The sequence below is a fragment of the Burkholderia sp. HI4860 genome, from assembly GCF_002223045.2.
In the GTDB taxonomy this organism is placed as follows: Bacteria; Pseudomonadota; Gammaproteobacteria; order Burkholderiales; family Burkholderiaceae; genus Burkholderia.
In genome coordinates, this window is sequence record NZ_NKFO02000005.1 from 502328 (window position 1) to 520352 (window position 18025).

Sequence of the window (18025 nt, forward strand, 5' to 3'; positions counted from 1 at the left end):
GCCGGGCCGCGCGCGCCGTCCGAATCTCGACCGGACGGTCAGCCCGTGGTCGTCCCGCGCATTACCCCGGCAGCCGGTCGAGAAATGCCAGCATCGCCGCGTTGAACCGCTCGGGCCGCTGCAGCGGCGCGAAATGGCTCACGCCGGGCAGGGTCGTCAGCGTCGCGCCCGGAATCGTGCGCGCCAGGTACGCCGCGTGCTCGGGCCGGATGAATTCGTCGTGCTCGCCCAGCACGATCGTCACCGGCACGGCGATCGCCGCGAGATCCTGCGCGCGGTAATCCGGTTGCGTGCGCATCATTTCGCTGACCGACGCGACGAACGCGTCGAACTGGTCCGGCGTCGCGGACAATGCTGCGTAGTCCTTGCGGTGCCGTGCGAAGCAGCGGTCGAGCAGCGGGCTCGGCACGATCTCCTTCGTGCCGCCCGGGTCCATGTTGCACGCGAAGAAGAACACGCCGGCCGCCCGTTCCGGCGCGCGGTCGGCCAGCACGAGCGCGATGCACGCGCCGTCGCTCCAGCCGACGAAGCGCGCACGGTCGACGTGCAGCGCGTCGAGGACCGCCAGCACGTCGGAGGCCATGCGTTCGTAGGAATAGGGTTCGTCGTCGCGCGTGCTGCGGCCGTGGCCGCGGCTGTCGATCACGATCGCGCGGTAGCCGGCCGCGAGCAGCGCCGGCACCTGGTTGCCCCAGTTGCCGCTGTGGCCGAGGCCGCCGTGCAGCAGCACGACCGCCGGGCCATGGCCGAACGACGCGTGCCAGATGCGCGCGCCGTCGTGTTCCAGCCATCCTTGTTCATCGGCCGCCGGCAGCGGCGTGCCGCCTTGCGACTCGAAGCGGGCGAGATCGTCGTCGTTGAATTCCGCATGCATCGTTCAGCCGTCCTGTCGAGGGAGACGTGCTCGCGATTGTAATGCGTGCGGCCGACCTGGCCGCGACCGGTCAGGCCTGCGTCGACACCAGCCCGCCCGCCTGCGAGCCGCCCGATTTCTGGATCGCCGCCGCGAGTTGCGAGATCGCGGTCGACAGCGCCCCCGAGATCGCGCTGGCTTGCGCGCTCAACGACTGCTGTTCGATCGCCCCGGCCGGGTCGTCCTTTGCGCGCTGGCTCGCGCTCGCCATCTGCTGCTCGAGTGCCGCGAGTTGCTTCTGCAGCCGCTCGATCAGCGCCTTCAACTGACTGACCGCCGGATCGTCCGACGACGCACCCGATGCACCGAGCGTTTCGCCGGTGGCGCCGGCCGCATCCTTCGTGCCAGCGGTGGCGGTCGCACTCGTAGCACCCGAGGTACTCGTCGCGCCATCGGTGGATGACGTTGCAGCGGGCGCGGCGGACGTCGTCGCCGCAGCGCCGGACGAAGCATTCGCGTTCAGGTTGCTGTCCGCCAGCGGCAAGCGTGTGGTCGTGGAGAAATCGATCTGCATCGTGTCGGTCCGTATGTCGGTAAGCGAATCGTGACTGGGATGAAACTGCCTTCCAACTCGTTTACGGCATTCGTCACACGAAACTTGAGTATCGGGGACGGACTGATTTAACCGAAGATCGACCGGTTTAGCCACGAAAGGGCCAGATTGACGGCCCGGCGGCGCTGGTAAAATCGCCGCTTCGCCAGCGGGATCCGCGCGCCGATCGCCTCCGGGCACGAGTGCGCAACGCCGCCGGCTTCGACTCCCGCCCTTCCGGGCGCGGCACGCGGCACGTGCCGGCGCCGCGGTCGCGGCTGCGCGGGTCGCCTTTTTCGTCCGCCGGTGTGCCTCGCTCGCCCTGTCGAGCGGCGAGCACCATGCGGCGCGCACGCACTTCATCACGCATTCGAGGAACCCACGATGGCCCGCATCGGCGCCTTCTGCATCACGACGTGGCTTGCCGCCGCGATTCTCTACTTCGGCCAGCACTCCGTCGCGATGATCGTATTGAGCGGTGTCGTCGTATTCGGCGGGTTCGATCTGCTTCGCCCGTAAGCGCGCGGGCTCGACACGTTTCTCGATCCGTCACGGCCGGCCTGCCTGAAGCGAACGCCGCGGGCTTTCGACCCGGCGCGTCACCGGCTCGCTCCCGCTTGGCGCGCCTTCACGCAACCCACGCCTCCGTCAGCAGGCCGCGAACGTCGGCACCGTCGGCGCGACCGCCAGCGCGCGCTCGTTGAACAAGACCGGCACGCCGGCCGACCCCAGGCGGCAGTTCGGGCGATCGAGCCGCCACCCGTCGACGCGCAGCGCGATGCGCGACACCGGCGCGCCGCTCGCATGCGGCAGGTCGATCGTGATCTGCCGCTTCCCGCCGGGGATCGGGTTCAGGGAGTTGTCGCTGTAGAACGCCGGTAGCACGCGCGCGCCGGTCGACGGATCGAATAACCGGCGAGCGCTGCGCTGTATGACAGGAATTTCCGGCGCGATGTCGATTGAACGGTGTCGTGCTCCCGGATGGCGTTGTCTCGACGGGCGCGCAGGGTGGCCCCTGCGCGTCGTGCCCGCTTGGGTTTATCGCGCGCCGCCCTCGCGCATGCGCATCGCCGCTGCCGACCCGCCGGCTGTCATCTGCGTGTAGTCCGCGTTCGGCCCGGACGGCGGCGTCAGGTTGTCGGCGGCCGCCCATTGCGTCGGCGTCGCGGACAGCGTGTAGTTCATCGTCCCGCCATTGGCGATCTTGCCCAGCGGTAGCCATGACCCCGCGTAATCCGCGCCATTGACCTTCAGCGACTGGATATACGCGAACGACGGGCGCCCCGCGCTGTCCATCGCGACCTGCTTGTCGCTTTCGAGCCGGAGCGTCTTGCCGTTGCCGAACCACACCGTGATCCCGCTGAACTGCGGCGTGGACAGCGCGAGCCCCGCCTCCGACGGAATGACCGGGAACATCCCGAGCGCCGCCCACACGTACCAGCTCGACGTCGCGCCCATGTCGTCGTTGCCCGGCAGCCCGTCGCGAGCGGTCGTGAACGCCTTCGACATGATGATCGGGAGAACGTACTGTGCGCCGCTCGGCTGCCCGGCCCAGTTGTACCCCCACGGCGACTGGAACGACGGTTCGTTGCCGATGTACAGGGTGTTCGACGATTCGCCGCCGTTCAGGCTGCTGGAGGACGGCACGGTCGAGAACGGTGTCGTGATCGCGAACAGGTTGTTCAGCCGCGTGACGGCCGCCTGCTTGCCGCCGATCGCATCGATCAGCGCACTCCAGTCCTGCGCGAAGGTCCAGAAGTAGTTCGGTTCCGTCGATTCGTGGAACGAACCCTGCACGAGCGTGCCCAGCGTGCCGGGCGCCGAGCCGGCCGGCGGCGCATTGCGCGCGGCGATCACCTTGTTCGTGTAGTCGAAGATGTTGCGCCACCACCCGGCGCGCGTGTACAGCGTGCCGATGTTGTCCGGCGTTACCCCGACCGACGGCGCGTTCAGCACGCTCGCGGGCAGCGCCTGCAGGAACGCAGCAGCCGAGCGGTCGCTCAGCACGCGCTCGATGGTCGCCGACGACGAGTGACCGTCATCGCCCTGCGACAGGTAGTGGGCCGTCAGGAAATTGGCGAGGCCCGCCGCGCTCGTGCGGTCGTTGCAGGCGCTGGACGGATCGAACACCGACTGCTTCGTCAGGCGGGCAGCCGATACGAGGTCGAAATCGGTCGCGCCGAACTTGTACGCGCCGGCAATCACGTTCAGCGCATTGTCGCCCGCCATCGGCGTGGAGTCGTCGCTGCCGTCGACCCAGTGCGGGAACGCACCGCACTGCAACCCGTCGACGACGAGCGACTGCATCATGTCGCTCGACTCCTTCGGTGCGAGCAGCGCCAGCAACTGCGCTTGCGACCGGTACGTGTCCCACAGCGAGAAACCCGTGTAGTGGTTGCCCGCGCCGCCCAGCGATCCGTCGGCACGCCGGAATGCGTAATCACTGACCTTCGCCGTCGCCCGCGGCGGAATGGTGCCGGTCTGGTCGACCGACTTCAGATAGCTGCCATCCGCGTTCCTGGGCTGGCGCATGCTGCGGAATTCGCCGTTCGTGTCGCTGTAGAGTGTCGGCGTGCCGAACACGCGATAGAGCGCGGTGTAGAACTTCGTCAGGTTCGCCCTCTGCGTCGCGTTCAGCGCTGCGGGCGTCGCGGCCTGGTCGATCTGGATCGTGTTGAGGCGGTCATTCCACAGGCCGGACGCATTCTTGCGTGCGTCGTCGAATGCGAGCGTCTCGCCCTCGGCCTTCAGGTTCGCCTGCGCATTCCGGACGCTGACGGACGACACCCCGACTTTCACGGTGACGGTCCGGTCCGCGTCGGTCAGGTCGAACTGCAGCGTCGCCGCACCGTTGCTGGCCGTATTCACCGCGGAGGTGCCCGCCTGCTTGCGCAGCGGCTTGTCGAAGGTCGCGTAGAAATACACGGGCGCATTCCACACCGTGCCGTACGGCGTGCAGAACGCGGGCGCCACGGCCTGCCCGCTCATCGACTTGCCGTCGCTCGCGAGCGCCAGCGCGACGTGGTTCGCGGTGACCTTCGTGCTGCCCGAATCGCTGTTGCCGTTCAGCTTCGCGTCGATCGAGAAGAAGCCCTTGTCCTTGCTCGTGTACGTGAAGCGCGCGATGCCGGTGCGCGCGGTCGCGCTCAGCTCCGTCACGATGCCGTTCGCGAGACGCACCTTGTAGTACCCGGGTTCAGCCGTTTCATCCGCGTAGCGGTATCCGATGCCGATCGGCCGGCCGCCCGATGCCACGGCCGTCGCCGCGTCGGTCGGCAGCATCGCGACCGTGCCCTGCCCCGGGCACCCGACACCGCTCAGGTGCGTCACGCTGAAGAAGTCGATCGTGCCGCCCGACCCGCCCGACGACAGGTAGCCGCCCGAGCCGTTGAAGTCGTAGCGCGGCGTGTTCGGTCCGAAATTCACCATCCCGAACGGCACCAGCGCGCCCGGGCTCACGTTGCCCGCGTAGCCGGAATCCGCATTGACCTGCGTGCCGATCAACGGATTGACGAACTGCGTCAACGCCATGTCGGTGCGCTTCGGCGGGGCCGGTTGATCCGGCTGGGACGGCTGGGACGGCCCCGCCGTCGGCGGCACGGTCGACGGCGTGTCGCCTGCGCCGCTGCTGGGTGCCTGGACACTGTTCACGTCGTCGCCGCCACACGCGGCCAATGCCGCGCAAGCCAGTGCGGCGACGAGCAAGAGTCGTGGATTTTTCATATTTTCGTTTAGTACCGTTAATTAAAACGATGGATCCGGCGCCGATGATCATCCGGCACGCCGCCCGGCTTGCGGCCTTGCGCGGCACATCGATGCCGCGCGGCGCGACGTCGGCTGGCCCCCCCCAGGCGACGTCACGCTGACTTTCACATGCGAGCAGCCGGCGACGATCGTTGCTGCCGCAACCGTCGCCTCCACCGCCCTGACTCCCGGAACGTCACATGCTTCCCACGGGCTTACAGTGCCGCAACGACTGTTTATTCACTACAGGAAGTTTCCCGAATTTTCAGTTTGTTTAACTAAACAATCCGGGGTTAAGTGGCTTTGGGTACAAAGTTCCGCCATTTGTTGCGTTGCAACGGCGGCGCACAGGAGGTGTGCTTTGACGGGCGCCCGGCGAACCCGGGCGCCGCATGAACCTGCGAAACTGAACGAGTCGAGGCCGTGCGCGTCAGCGCGGCAACGTCCTCAACGAAGACGGCCCGCCCGTCAGCGCGATCCGCTTGCCCGTATCGCGCAGCTTGCCACCTTCGACCGAATAAAGCGCCAGCTGCCGTTCGACGTTGAACTGCACGATCACGTGCCGGCTGTCGGCGGTGAACACGATGCCTTGCGCGGCTTCGCCGCCGGGCAATTCGCTCACCTTCACGGCCTGCCCATTGCGGATCTCGAACAGCAGCACCTTGCCGATCTTGTGGCGGCCTGGGTTGTCGGCCGTCAGGTTCGAGCCGTCCATCGCCTGCACGGCGATCCACTTGCCGTTCGGCGAGATCGCGACGCCTTCCGGCAGTGACGGCACCGTCAGGTACTGAACCGTGCGGAACGGCACGCGCGACACGTCGATCAGCGCAACCGAATCGGCGTCGCCCGCCAGCGTGCCCGTATAGCCCGGCAACCCCGCGAGCCCGACGTTGCTGACGACGGCCCAGCGGTTGTCGCTCGACACGTCGATCGTGTAAGGCGCGACGCCGGTGCTCAGGCGCGACCCGCTGTCGGTCACCTTGCCGTCGTCGACGTTCAGCACCGCGATGCCCTGCTCGTCGCGCAGCGACACGAGCGCATGCTTGCCGTCATGGGTGAAGCTGATCCCGGCCAGCCGCTTCTTGCCGACCTTCAGGTTGCCGTCGAGCGTCACGTTCGTGCCGTCGATGCGCAGGATCGACACGCTGCCGTCGACGTTCGCGACCAGCGCGAGCTTGCCCGAGCGGTCGATCGCGATCCCTTGCGGATGCGTGCCGAGCTCGATGCGCGTGATCGACGGCGGTGCGGCGTCGAGATTCACGACCTGCAGGAACGTGTCGAACACGAGCTGCTTCGCGGCCGCGTCGTAGCGTGTCGGCGCGCCGACGAGCGCAAGCTTCGCGTCCGGCGTGATCGCGACGGCCTGCGGCGGCCCCTGGATGCCGTTCTCGACGTCGACCTGCAGCGCGACCTTCGGCGGGAACGTGCTGGCGTCGAGCAACGTCAGCGTGTCGGCGGGCGGCGACGCCAGATAGGTGTCGCGGCCCTCGACGCGCTGGTACTTGCCGTCGTTGCCGGACACGATCCAGTCGGCGGCGTGGGCGGCAACGGCCGTCGTGGCGAGGGTCAGCGCGGCGAGCAGGCGCGCGCTGCGCGGGCGAAAAGGATTCGAATGCATGTCGGTCGATTCTCCGGATCGGTTGCGGACACAATGGATGGCATCGACCCTGCTGCTCGACGGGTCGGTGCCATCGCATGATGCCCGAAAGCCGGCAAATCCGGCGTCTCGCGCCCGGTCCGCTTCCGTCACGCCATCCGTCACGCCATCCGTCGCGTGCCGGACGACGGCCATTCGCCCACCTCATCGAGCGGATACACGGGCCGCGCCAGCCGCTCGTAACGGAACAGCCCGTAGTCCGAACCCGTCACGCCGCGGCTGTCGCACTCGACCAGCGCAGCCGCGATCGGCACGAACACCGGCCGGCAATACATCCGCGACTTCAGCAGCAGGAAGCGCGCACGGCGCGGATCGACGCCGACGCTCTCGAACACGCCGAGATCCCACGGCTCCTGCGTCCGCTCGGTAATGACCAGCGTGGCCGCGCCGATGTCGAGCACGGCCGTGCGGCCCATGTATGCGCGCTGGCCCGTGTACGTCGGCCCCGTGATCACGTATTCGCCGTCGGTGAGCGCGCGCACGACGCCGGTCGCGCGAAACGGCTCGCGCCGCACGCCGCCGTGTGACGGCATGCGGTTGCCGACCGATACGGTGACGGTCGCGCCGACACCCGCGTCGATCAGCGTCGCGACGGCTTGCGGGTCGCACAACGGCCCGCTGACGATGCCGTCGAGTCCGTGCGCGAGCGCGGCCTCGAGCAGGTCCATCGTGTCGCATGGGCCGCCCGACATGCAGTTGTCGCCATGATCGAGCATCAGCACGGGGCGATCCGCGCCGCGCGCGAGCGCAGCGGCCTGCGCAACCGATTCGGCGAGCGGCGCGCTGCGATACACGAAATCGTCGCGTGCGTCCCAGATCTGCCGCGCGATGCGCTCGGCCACCGCGTCGGCGGCGGCCCGGTCGCCATCGGCCACCACCACCACGCTGATGCACGGCGCGGGAATGTCCGCGAGCGAGAAGCCGGGCAGCACCGATACCGCGAGCATCCCGTCGGCCTCGGCCGCGCGCGCGGCCTCCACCGCGCGCCGCATCGCGCCTTCCGCGCTCGCGCTGCGCAGCGTCGACGTCATCAGCGGCGGCTGCCGCCACGCGAGCACGGGCCGCGCGCGGCCGTGCAGCCGGTCGAGCAGCACGCGTGCCGCATGCTCGCCCGTCTCGACCATATCGACGTGCGGGTAAGTCTTGAAGCTGACGATCACATCCGCGTGATCGACCATCTTCTGCGTGACGTTCGCATGCAGGTCGAGCGCGACCGCGATCGGCACGCCGGGCAGCGCCGCGCGCACGCGTTCGAGCAAGTCGCCTTCGCCGTCCGCGCTCTGCTCGGCGACCATCGCGCCGTGCAGATCGAGCATCACCGCATCGCAACCGGGCGCCGCCGCGACGATCGCGTCGCAGATCGCCGCATACGCGTCGGCCGCGACCGGCCCGCTCGGGTTCGCGGCCGCCGAGACGGGCGTCACGATGTCGGCGCCTTCACGCTCGGCCGCGTCGAGAAACGCGGCCATCGCGGTGCGCATCCCGCGATTCGCGCGATAAGCGTCGTCGCCCCAGTCCGGGCCGTTTCGGCCGAACGCGGCAAGCGGCGTGGGCACCGGCGAGAACGTGTTGGTCTCGTGGTTCATCCGCGCGATCAGGATCTTCATCGTGCGCGGCCCTCCGCGCGCGCCATCGCACCGCGCCGGTCTTCGGTCGTGTCCATCATCTGCATCGTCGACATCCTCCCGATCGATCCATCGGTCCATCGATTCATCGATGGAAAGGCACGGCGGCGTCGATCAGGACGCCGCCCTTTCAGCGCATCCGCGCGTCGCTCAAGCGTACCCCGTCGTGCCCTTCGTCTCCAGATACTCGACGAGGCCGAACTCCGCATACTCGCGGCCGTTGCCCGAGCGCTTGTACCCGCCGAACGGCGCGGCCGGGTTCCATGCCGGGTAGTTGATGTGGACGTTGCCGACCCGCAACCGCGCCGCCACCCTGCGCGCACGCTCGATATCCTTCGACTGCACGTAGGCCGCGAGCCCGTAGACCGAATCATTCGCGAGCGCGACGGCTTCATCCTCGGTCCGGTAGGTCATGATCGCCAGCACCGGCCCGAAGATTTCCTCGGTCGCAATCGTCATGTCGCGCGTGACGTTCGAGAACACCGTCGGCCGCACGTAGAACCCGTCGCCGAGCCCGTCCGGACGCCCCGGCCCGCCGGCGACGAGCGCCGCGCCTTCTTCGATCCCGAGCCGGATGAAGTGCTGGATGCGGTCGAACTGCGTGCGGCTGACCACCGGCCCGATACCGGTCTCGGTCGAACGCGGATCGCCGACGACCGTGCGCTCCGCCTCCCGCCGCGCGGCCTGCTCGGCCAGCGCCAGATGATCGGCATGCACGAGCATGCGCGTCGGCGCATTGCACGACTGGCCGCTGTTGCTGAAGCAGCTGCGCGCGCCGCGCGTGACCGCATCCTCGATATCGGCATCGGGCAAGATCACGTTCGGGCTCTTGCTCCCGAGTTCCTGGTGCACGCGCTTCACGGTATCGGCCGCCGCCTTCGCGACCTCGACACCCGCGCGCGTCGAACCCGTGAACGACACCATGTCGACATCCGGGTGCCGCGACAGCGCATCACCCACTTCATGCCCGTAGCCGTGCACGAGGTTGAACACGCCGGGCGGCACGCCGGCTTCGTGCAGGATCTCCGCGAACAGGATCGCGCTGAACGGCGCGATCTCGCTCGGCTTGAGCACCATCGTGCAGCCGGCCGCGAGCGCCGGCGCGACCTTGCACACGATCTGGTTGATCGGCCAGTTCCACGGTGTGATCAGCGCGCATACGCCGATCGGCTCGTGCGACACCAGCAGCGAATCGGTCTGCGTGCTGAAGCGGAACGACTGCAACGCGCGGATCGTCTGTTCGAGGTGCGCGGTGCCGACGGCCGCCTGCGCCGCGCGCGCAAATGCGATCGGTGCGCCCATCTCCTGGCTGATCGTCTGCGCGACCTCCTCGTAGCGGCGCTGGTAAATGTCGAGCACGCGCCGCAGCAGCGCGACGCGCTCGTCCACCGGCCAGCGCGAATACGTGTCGAAGGCCTGCTTCGCCGCGCCGACCGCGCGGTCGACGTCGGCCGCATCGCCGATCCTGAGCTGCGCATACGGCCGCGCCGTGCTCGGATCGATCACGTCGATCGATCGTGCATCGGCCGGATCGAGCCACTGGCCGTCGATATAGGACTGTTGTGACGTTCTCATCGAATGCTCCTGAAATGAAGGACGCCGCGCTCAGTGCGTCGCCCGCGCATAGGTGTCGACGAGGATGTCGCGGATCTTCGCGACGAACCACACGATCTCGTCGCGCGACATCACGAGCGGCGGCGAGAACTGCACGATCGGCGTGCCTTCGTGATCGACGCCCGCGCGGCACAGCAGCCCTGCATCGAAGATCGCGGGGGCGAGCAGCGTCGACACGAACGCCTGCGCGCTGATGCCGGCCGCCCAGCGGCGCGCGGCCTTGTCGGTCACGAGTTCGAGCGAATAGTGGTAGCCGTCGCCGCGCACGTCGCCGACGCACGGCAGTTCGAGCAGGCCGTCGAGCGTCTGGCGGAACACCGCTTCGTTGCTGCGGACGTTCTCGAGCACGCCTTCGCGCTCCATGATCGCGAGGTTCGCGAGCGCGGCCGTGCACGCGACCGGGTGGCCGCCATAGGTCGCGCCGTGCAGGAACATCTGCTGCGGGCCGTCGAGCACCGTGTCGACCACCGCGTCGCTCGCGATCACGCCGCCGAGCGGCACGTAGCCCGACGCGATGCCTTTCGCGAACGTGATGATGTCCGGCTTCAGCCCGTAGCGCGCGGAGCCGAAATATTCGCCGAGCCGGCCGAACCCGCAGATCACTTCGTCGGCGACGAGCAGCACGCCGTGCCGGTCGCAGATGTCGCGCAGCCCGGCCGCATAGCCGGCCGGCGGCGTCAGGCTGCCGCCCGCGTTCTGCAGCGGCTCGACGACGATCGCGGCGACGGTATCCGGCCCTTCCTGCACGATCAGCGATTCGATCTCGTCGAGCAGGTGGCGCGTGAACTGCGCTTCCGTCTCGCCCACCGGTCGGCCGTAGCGCTTCGTATTGCCCACGTGCCGCACACCCGACATCAGCGGCTCGAAATGCTTGCGGAAGTTCGTCATCCCGTTCAGCGCGAGCGCGCCGAACGACGTGCCGTGATACGCGACGCGCCGCGCGATGAACTTGCGCCGCTGCGGCTCGCCGCGCGACTGGTGATACTGGCGCACCAGCTTGATCGCCGATTCGTTCGACTCCGAGCCGCTCGACGTGAAGAACACGCGGTTCAGCCCGTCCGGCGCGAGCGCTGCGAGCTTGTGCGCAAGCCTGATCGCCGGCTCGTGGCCCACCCCCCAGTTGGTCGCGAACGGCAGCCGCACCATCTGCTCGCGGATCGCGTCGCCGATTTCCGCGCCGTGGCTGTAGCCGACCTGCACGCAGTACAGCCCGGCCAACCCGTCGAAGTAGCGCTTGCCGTTGCGGTCGACGAGCCAGCAGCCTTCGCCGCGGTCGAACACGGTGAGCGCGTGGTCGCGATACGCATCGGCGTGCGTGAAATGCATCAGCAGGTGGCGTTTGCCGATGGCCTGCAGGTCCGCATCGAGATTGACGTCAACAGCGTTCATGGGTCGTTCCTCCTTCAGGGTTTCAGAGCCGGTGGCCGTCAGCCGGCCACCGGTCATTCAATTCATCGACAGCGTCGGCGCCGGGCGCGTGAAGCCGCGCGTGAGCCACACGAGCTGGCAGAGTCCGAGCACGAGCCAGCCGGTGCCGACGTAGAACGTCTGGCGCGACAGGCCCGACCAGAGCCACACGTTCATCGCGAAGCCGATCGCCGGCATCGCGCCGAACGCGATCCAGCCCGCGAAGCGGCGATGCTCGGGCCGGCACAGATAGCTGCGCATCACGCACAGGTTCACCACCGCGAACGCGACGAGCGCACCGAAGCTGATCATCGTCGACGCGAGATCGAGCGTGATGAACAGCGCGGACAGCGACACGATGCCGACCGCGAGCGTCGCGCGCACCGGCGTACGCAACCGCGCATGCAGGTGGCCGAAGACGCGTTCCGGCAGCACCCGGTCGCGGCCCATCGCGAACAGCACGCGCGTCACGCTCGCCTGGCCCGCCATTGCGCTCGCGAAACAGCCGGCCACGTACACCGCGACGAAGAACGCCGACAGCGTGCCGCCGCCGATGCGTCGCATCAGTTCGAGGCTGGCCGAATCGAGATCCTTGAAGGCGTGCCAGTCGGGAACCACCACTTGCCCGACGTACGCAACCAGCATGAACAGCACGCCGCTCGCCAGCGTGCAGAGCAGGATCGCGCGCGGCACCGTGCGCTTCGGCTCGCGTGTTTCCTCCGACAGCGTGGTGACCGCATCGAAACCGAGGAACGACAGGCACAGGATCGCGGAGCCGGCGAAGATCGCCCGCGCATCGCCCGACGACGGCAGCGCGACGGCCATCGACAGCCCTTCACCCGACGCGACCCGCGCGGATGCAATGAAGAAGATCGCGATGAACACGAGCTGGCTCGCGATCAGGATCAGGTTCACGCGATTGACGAGCCGGATGCCGACGATGTTCAGCCCGGTGATCAGCACGATGCTGCCGACGATCCATACGCTCGCCGGCACACCCGGGAAAATCTGCTTCATGTAGATGCCGATCGCGAGGTAGCTGATCATCGGGATGAACAGGTAGTCCATCAGCAATGCCCAGCCGACCATGAAACCGGCCGACGTGCCGAAATTGCGGCTCGCGAACGTATAGGCAGACCCGGCACTCGGCATCAGCCGCGCCATGTGGCCGTAGCTGCGTGCGGTGAACAGCATCGCGACCAGCGTGACCGCGTACGCGGCCGTGAGATGCCCGTTGGTCTCGCTCGTGACGATCCCGTAGGTCGTGAACACCGTCATCGGCAGCATGTACGCGAGGCCGAAGATCACCAGCGTCGCGAGCCCGAGCAGATGCGGCTTGCGGCGCTCGTCCGCGTCGCCTCGCATCGCGTGCGCGCCGAAGTCATGCGTCGCGGCGGCTGATGCGTATCGACCTGGGCTGTCGTTGTCCATGCTGTCCTCACGTGGGTGGCGTTCACGGCTTCAACTCTCGTTCGCCCGGCACGGCCGGCGGCGCACGACTGGGGGAAAGTGTGGTGCGCCAAAATATCGGCCACGAATGAGAAATACGGACGTAATCAGGGGATATTTTCGGACACGTCGCCGCGTGTCGCGCCCGCGAGCCATGCATGCTGCTGTGCGGTACTGGCGTTTTGCGGACATTCCGGCTATGTTCTACGCGCCTCCACTGCCGCATCCGCACCATGGCAAGCCCTTCCGACCGAAACCAGAGCCGTGCCGAACGCAGCCTGCGTTCGTCGCTCGGCCTCACGCGTCCGGCCGGGCGCCAGGAGGACATTCCCGCCACCGTCCACGCGATCGCGGTCGCACTGGACGAATGCCGCGTGCGGCATATCGACGGTGCCGCGCTGCTCGAAGGCACGGGGCTAGGCGCCGACGAAGTCGCGTCGCCGAACCTGCACGTGAATCGCGGCCAGGAACAGCGCTGCTTCCACAACCTGCTGCAATGCAGCGGCGTGCCGTCGATCGGGCTGTCGATCGGCGCGCGGCTGCACGTGTCGACGCTCGGCCTCGCCGGCTACGCGATGCTGATCAGCGGCTCGGTGATGCAGGCATTCCGGTGCATGGGCCAGTTTCCGCTGTTCATGGGGCTGTATTTCGATGTGCGTATCGATACGCACGCGGACGGCATGAGCGTGACCATCAGCCGCTACAACGGCGAACCCGATCTCGAGGTGTTCCAGGTCGACATGTGCCTGTCGAGCCTGCGGCTGATCGTGTCCGATCTCGTCGGCAAGCCGGTCTGGCCCGAGCAGGTGCAGCTCGCGCGCCGCACGCCGCGCAATGCGGCCGACTACACGCGCCACTTCGGCTGCAAGGTCATGTTCAATGCGGGCGACAACCGGCTCGTATTCTCGTCGGTGAACGGCACCGAGATGCCGCTGCTCGCGAACGAAGTCAGCTTCAATGCGCTGCATGGCCAGTGCGAGGCGCTCGAACGGCAGTGGGCCGCGTCGGTCGGCACGCGCTTCGCCGATCGCGCGAGGGAGCTGATGGCGCGCGACCTCGCGCGCTTCAAGTCGATGACGTCGCTCGCGGATGCCCTGCACCTGACGGAGCGCACGCTGCGCCGGCGGCTCGACAAGGAGGGCCTCACGTTCCAGTCGCTGCTCGACGATGTGCGCCGCGACGAAGCAGTGCGGATGCTCGACGATCCCGAGCTGACGGTCGCGGCCATCGCGGAACGTCTCGGCTACAGCGAGCCGCGCAGCTTTCGTCATGCGTATCGACGCTGGACTGGGCGCACGCCGCGCGCCGGCGACGCCCCCGATGCGTAAGGGGCGAGCGTTCAGTCCGTTCCGTACCGGGTCGAGCGCGGCCCGTACAGCAGCCCATTCGGCGGCCCGGCGGATAACAGCCGGCTGCTCGTCAACCCGGCCACGTCATGCGCCTCGTCCGTCAGCGCATGCGCGACCTGCTTAACGGCCGCCTGCACGAGCGAGCCCACGATCCCGAACACGTTGATGTTCAGGTTGTTGCCGACCTCCTTCCCGGTTGCACGACCCTCGCCTTGCCACAGCACGTCGCCGCTCTTCAGGTCGACGAGCCTCGCCGACGCCGCGACCACCGTCGTGCTGTCCACCACCTGATACACGGAGCCGTACTGCGTGACCTTCGAATACAGCGCGGCATCCGCACCGAAGATCTCGCGCAGCTTCGCGGGCGGCGTGCCCTGGATATCGGCCGCCTGCGTCAGCCCGTTTTGCCTGAACGTCTCGTCCATCACGGCGACCGGCACCACGTAATAGCCGGCCTCGGCGAGCGGCAGCGTCATCTGCGACAGCATCCCGTAGGTCGCGCCCACATCGGTGGTGTCGTTGACCGGCGGCAGCACGAGAATCGAGCGCGGCCGGCTCTGCTTGAAGGCCGCGTAGTCGGGGCGTTTTACCGGCTGCGCGCAAGCGCTGAGCAGCGCGGCGATCGACAGTACGGACAGCAGCTTGAATGAGAGTTTGTTGAGCATGATGCGCACGTCACTGTTGAGCGGTTTTCTGCGGAGCGGATTGCTTCTTCATCAGGAAATCCATGTAGGTGGACGATTCCGGAAACAGTTGCTTCTCGGCCTGCAACTCCTGTCCGGCTCGCTGCGCGTTGCCCACGCTCGCATACAGCATCCCGAGATGCGCATGGAAGCCCGGGGGCGGCGTCCCGCCCTTCGCGCGAATCGCCTGCAGCGCCTGTTCGAGCGCATCGATCTGCGCCTGCGGCGACGCCTTCCCCTTGAAGTACTCGTACACTTGCGGCTGATAGCCGTTCCACTGATAGAGCGGTGGCGTGGTCGGTGCCGCGCAGCCCGCGAGCAACATCGCGGCGGCCGTCGTCGGCAGCCAGATACTCCGTTTCATGGTCTGTTTCCTCGTTGTGCGATAGAAAATGCCGAAGCACGTCGCGCTTATTGCGCCGCCTTCAGCGCGCCTGCGTCGACCTGATCGACGAGATGGTTCACGGCTTCCTGAATCGCGAGATCGAGCACCTTGCCGTTGAGCGTCGAGTCGTAGCCAGCCGTGCCGCCGAAGCCGATCACTTCGCGGTTCGACAGGCTGAACTCGCCCGCGCCCTGGCTCGATGCGATCACTTCCGATGTCGTCGTGTCGACGACGTTCAGGTTGACCTTTGCATAGGCGACCTGCGTCTTGCCGCGGCCGAGAATGCCGAACAACTGGTGATCGCCAACGTCCTTGCGGCCGAATTCGGTCACGTCGCCCGTCACGACGTAGCCCGCGCCTTTCACGGCGGGCGCTTTCTTCAGGAAACCGGCTTCCTGCCTGATTTCGTCAAGGTTCTCGCGGTCGAGCACGTTGAAGCGCTTGCTCTGCTGCAGGCGCGTGACGAGGATCGTCTTCGCCTGGCCGCCGAGGTGATCGATGCCGTCCGAGAAGATGCCGCGCATGTAGCTCGAGCGGTTGTCGAACTTGCCGACCGCGATCGCGATCGGCTTGCCCGCGTACGGCTTCGCTGCACTGCTGACGACCGGCACGTCGAGCGTGCGCGACGATTCGGTTGCGCACGCACTCAATCCCGTCACGATGGCCGCACACGCTACCGTGTAGATATGACGATGTTTCAACACTTCATTCCCTCCTTGATCGTGTGCCAATTACTCAAAACTGCGCAGTCAGCTGGAAGCCGACCGTCGCGCATGCGGTGTCGAATCCGGACGGCTTGTAGACCGGCGTGCCGGCGAACAGGTCGTACGCGTATGCGCCGAACCGCGTCCCGACGCTGCCCTTGATCCCGATCGCGGCGCCCGCCAACTGCGTGCCGACCAGCGCGACCGGCTGCGGGCCCCATACGCGGCCGTAGTCGAGGCCCGCATAGACCGCGTGGCCGGTCTGCCCGATCGGCGCCTGCAGCTCGTTGCGCCAGTAGAAGCCGCGCGCGGCGGCGAGCATCGTTTCGCCGTCGAAGCCGCGCACCGAGTAGCGGCCGCCGATCGTCAGATCGTCGACGTAGTACAGCGTGTTGCCCGTGTACTGGCCGTGGACCGTCGTCACGTAGCGCAACGGCCGCCCCGCGAGCGCGAAGGGGACGGACAGGTTTCCGTCCAGCACCGCCATCCGGTAGCGATAGGTCGGACCGCCGCCGTACACGAGGATGTCGTCCTGCGCGCCGAACGCGCCGATGCCCTGGCGGTACGCGAGCGTGCCGTCGAACTGCGCGCCGCCGAAATAGTGGCGGTCGGTCAGGCCCAGTTCGACGAACGTGTTGTTGCGGCGCTGCTGCGGGATTTCGGTGTCTTCGATGAAGCTCTGGCCGAAGCGACGCGACAGGCGGATTTGCATGCCGAGTACGTCGTTCTGGCTGCGTGCGAGTACACGGTGCAGTTTTACGTCGACCGTCTTCGAGTTGCCGCTCGCGACGAACGTCTGGTTCACGCCCGCGATCCGCTGGTAGTAGGTGTTCGTGTAGGCGGAGAGCGTCGCCGTCCAGTAGCCCCACGGGATCGAATAGAAGCCGTTCCAGCCGTGCGAGCCGAGGCGCTTGTCGCCGAGTTCCAGGTCCTGGCTCGCACCGATGTTGAAGATGTCGTTCAACCCCAGCGGGTTGTCGATGCCGAGCGACAGGTTTCCCTGCAACCTGCCGGTCGCGCGCGTGCCCGAGTTGTCGACCGATGCGACCACCGTCCACGGCTTGCCGCGCTTCACGTCGAGCACGACGTCGCTTTCGCCGGGCGTGTCGGCAGGGACGATCTGCATCGTGACGTCCTGGCTCGACACGCGCTTCATCTGCTCGAGGCCCTGTTCGAGGTCGCGCAAATTTACGAGCGCGCCATTGCCGGTCGGGAAGGCGGTTTTCCACGTGCCACGCAGTTTCTCGTCGGCGAAGCGCACGTGACGGATCACGCCGGGGATCAGCGCGAGCGTCAGCGTGCCGGATGACAGGTCCTGTTCCGTCAGCAGCACGCGCGTCGTGACGTAGCCACGCGACAGGATGACTTGCGACAGGCTTTTGACGAGCATGTCGACGCCTTGTTTGCCGATGCAGGCGCCGGCGTAGTGATCGAGCCAGTTGCGGGCGAAGGCGAAGCGGTCCTGGGGGAGTGCCGATGCGGCGTGGGACTTCACCGCGTCAGGCAGTGCTTCTGGAACTTTGAGCACGTAGCTGTCGATGCGGAAGCAAGGCGATTCCTCCGGTAACGCAGGGCGAGCCTCGATGTCATGCATATCTGGGCGCACCGTCGGCGCGTGGACGGCGGTCTCGCGTTGTTGCGCCTCGCGTAGCTGTTGCAACTGCTGTATCTGTTCCGCGTTTGCGCGCGCGGCCGCCGCCGCGTCGGTGGCCGTCGGTCTTTGCTGCTGCGCAATTGCTACATGCGAGGCAAAGGCGAGTGGCAACACCACGAGTGGAAAAATGACCCTCATCTTATATTTCCTTTACATACTTCTTATACCAAGCCCTTTAATCAACCTTTAGTCGAATGAAATTTGGAATGATATTTTTCAAAGCGATATTACTTTGACAACCATAGCCAGCCACTCTCCGAGAACCCCAAACCACCTTGATCGAGAGATCAATCCCTTAAATAGATACCC

At 67.1% G+C, this 18025-nt stretch carries 15 protein-coding genes; 2 read left to right on the forward strand and 13 right to left on the reverse strand.

Going from position 1 to position 18025, the window contains the following annotated elements:
- Positions 1-61: 61 nt before the first annotated feature.
- Together CFB34_RS36370 and CFB34_RS36375 are read right to left on the reverse strand one after the other, a co-directional pair.
- On the reverse strand, positions 62-874 hold the full coding sequence (locus CFB34_RS36370; protein ID WP_089444485.1) for an alpha/beta hydrolase: 813 nt from the start codon (positions 872-874) through the stop codon (positions 62-64).
- Between the two features lie 70 nt (positions 875-944).
- Complete coding sequence (locus CFB34_RS36375; RefSeq protein WP_089444486.1) at positions 945-1427, reverse strand: hypothetical protein; 483 nt, start codon at positions 1425-1427, stop codon at positions 945-947.
- Positions 1428-1829: 402 nt separating this feature from the next.
- On the opposite strand from CFB34_RS36375, the gene CFB34_RS39150 reads away from it, so the two are divergent.
- Positions 1830-1964 (forward strand): hypothetical protein, encoded by a 135-nt coding sequence (locus CFB34_RS39150; RefSeq protein ID WP_006767081.1) that lies wholly within the window; start codon positions 1830-1832, stop codon positions 1962-1964.
- Between the two features lie 129 nt (positions 1965-2093).
- Here CFB34_RS39150 and CFB34_RS36380 read toward each other — a convergent pair whose 3' ends face one another.
- From CFB34_RS36380 to CFB34_RS36410, 7 genes are all read right to left on the reverse strand, one after another.
- Positions 2094-2405 (reverse strand): beta-mannosidase, encoded by a 312-nt coding sequence (locus CFB34_RS36380; protein WP_306427089.1) that lies wholly within the window; start codon positions 2403-2405, stop codon positions 2094-2096.
- Between the two features lie 78 nt (positions 2406-2483).
- Positions 2484-5168 (reverse strand): glycoside hydrolase domain-containing protein, encoded by a 2685-nt coding sequence (locus CFB34_RS36385; RefSeq protein WP_089444487.1) that lies wholly within the window; start codon positions 5166-5168, stop codon positions 2484-2486.
- Positions 5169-5619: 451 nt separating this feature from the next.
- On the reverse strand, positions 5620-6807 hold the full coding sequence (locus CFB34_RS36390; RefSeq protein WP_089444570.1) for a beta-propeller fold lactonase family protein: 1188 nt from the start codon (positions 6805-6807) through the stop codon (positions 5620-5622).
- 140 nt (positions 6808-6947) lie between these two features.
- A complete protein-coding gene (locus tag CFB34_RS36395) occupies positions 6948-8453 on the reverse strand; it encodes a M81 family metallopeptidase (protein ID WP_089444488.1) in 1506 nt (501 codons plus the stop codon).
- A gap of 168 nt (positions 8454-8621) precedes the next feature.
- Complete coding sequence (locus CFB34_RS36400; RefSeq protein ID WP_089444489.1) at positions 8622-10046, reverse strand: aldehyde dehydrogenase family protein; 1425 nt, start codon at positions 10044-10046, stop codon at positions 8622-8624.
- A 30-nt stretch (positions 10047-10076) separates the two neighbouring features.
- Entirely contained in the window at positions 10077-11474 is a 1398-nt protein-coding gene (locus CFB34_RS36405; RefSeq protein ID WP_089444490.1) for an aspartate aminotransferase family protein, read from the reverse strand.
- Positions 11475-11531: 57 nt separating this feature from the next.
- Positions 11532-12923: an APC family permease gene (locus CFB34_RS36410; RefSeq protein WP_089444491.1), complete on the reverse strand. Its 1392-nt coding sequence runs from the start codon at positions 12921-12923 to the stop codon at positions 11532-11534.
- A gap of 251 nt (positions 12924-13174) precedes the next feature.
- Between CFB34_RS36410 and CFB34_RS36415 the strand changes: the two genes are divergently transcribed.
- Positions 13175-14269, forward strand: a complete 1095-nt coding sequence (locus tag CFB34_RS36415; protein WP_089444492.1) for an AraC family transcriptional regulator — start codon at positions 13175-13177, stop codon at positions 14267-14269.
- 11 nt (positions 14270-14280) lie between these two features.
- Here CFB34_RS36415 and CFB34_RS36420 read toward each other — a convergent pair whose 3' ends face one another.
- The 4 genes from CFB34_RS36420 to CFB34_RS36435 are packed head-to-tail and all read right to left on the reverse strand — an operon-like array spanning position 14281 to position 17854.
- The gene (locus CFB34_RS36420) at positions 14281-14955 is read right to left on the reverse strand and encodes a DUF799 domain-containing protein (RefSeq protein ID WP_089444571.1); all 675 of its coding nucleotides are present in this window, start codon (positions 14953-14955) and stop codon (positions 14281-14283) included.
- 10 nt (positions 14956-14965) lie between these two features.
- Positions 14966-15337: a DUF4810 domain-containing protein gene (locus CFB34_RS36425; RefSeq protein WP_089444493.1), complete on the reverse strand. Its 372-nt coding sequence runs from the start codon at positions 15335-15337 to the stop codon at positions 14966-14968.
- A 47-nt stretch (positions 15338-15384) separates the two neighbouring features.
- Positions 15385-16059, reverse strand: a complete 675-nt coding sequence (locus tag CFB34_RS36430) for a CsgG/HfaB family protein (protein ID WP_218828650.1) — start codon at positions 16057-16059, stop codon at positions 15385-15387.
- Positions 16060-16093: 34 nt separating this feature from the next.
- Complete coding sequence (locus CFB34_RS36435; RefSeq protein WP_089444495.1) at positions 16094-17854, reverse strand: ShlB/FhaC/HecB family hemolysin secretion/activation protein; 1761 nt, start codon at positions 17852-17854, stop codon at positions 16094-16096.
- Positions 17855-18025: the final 171 nt, after the last annotated feature.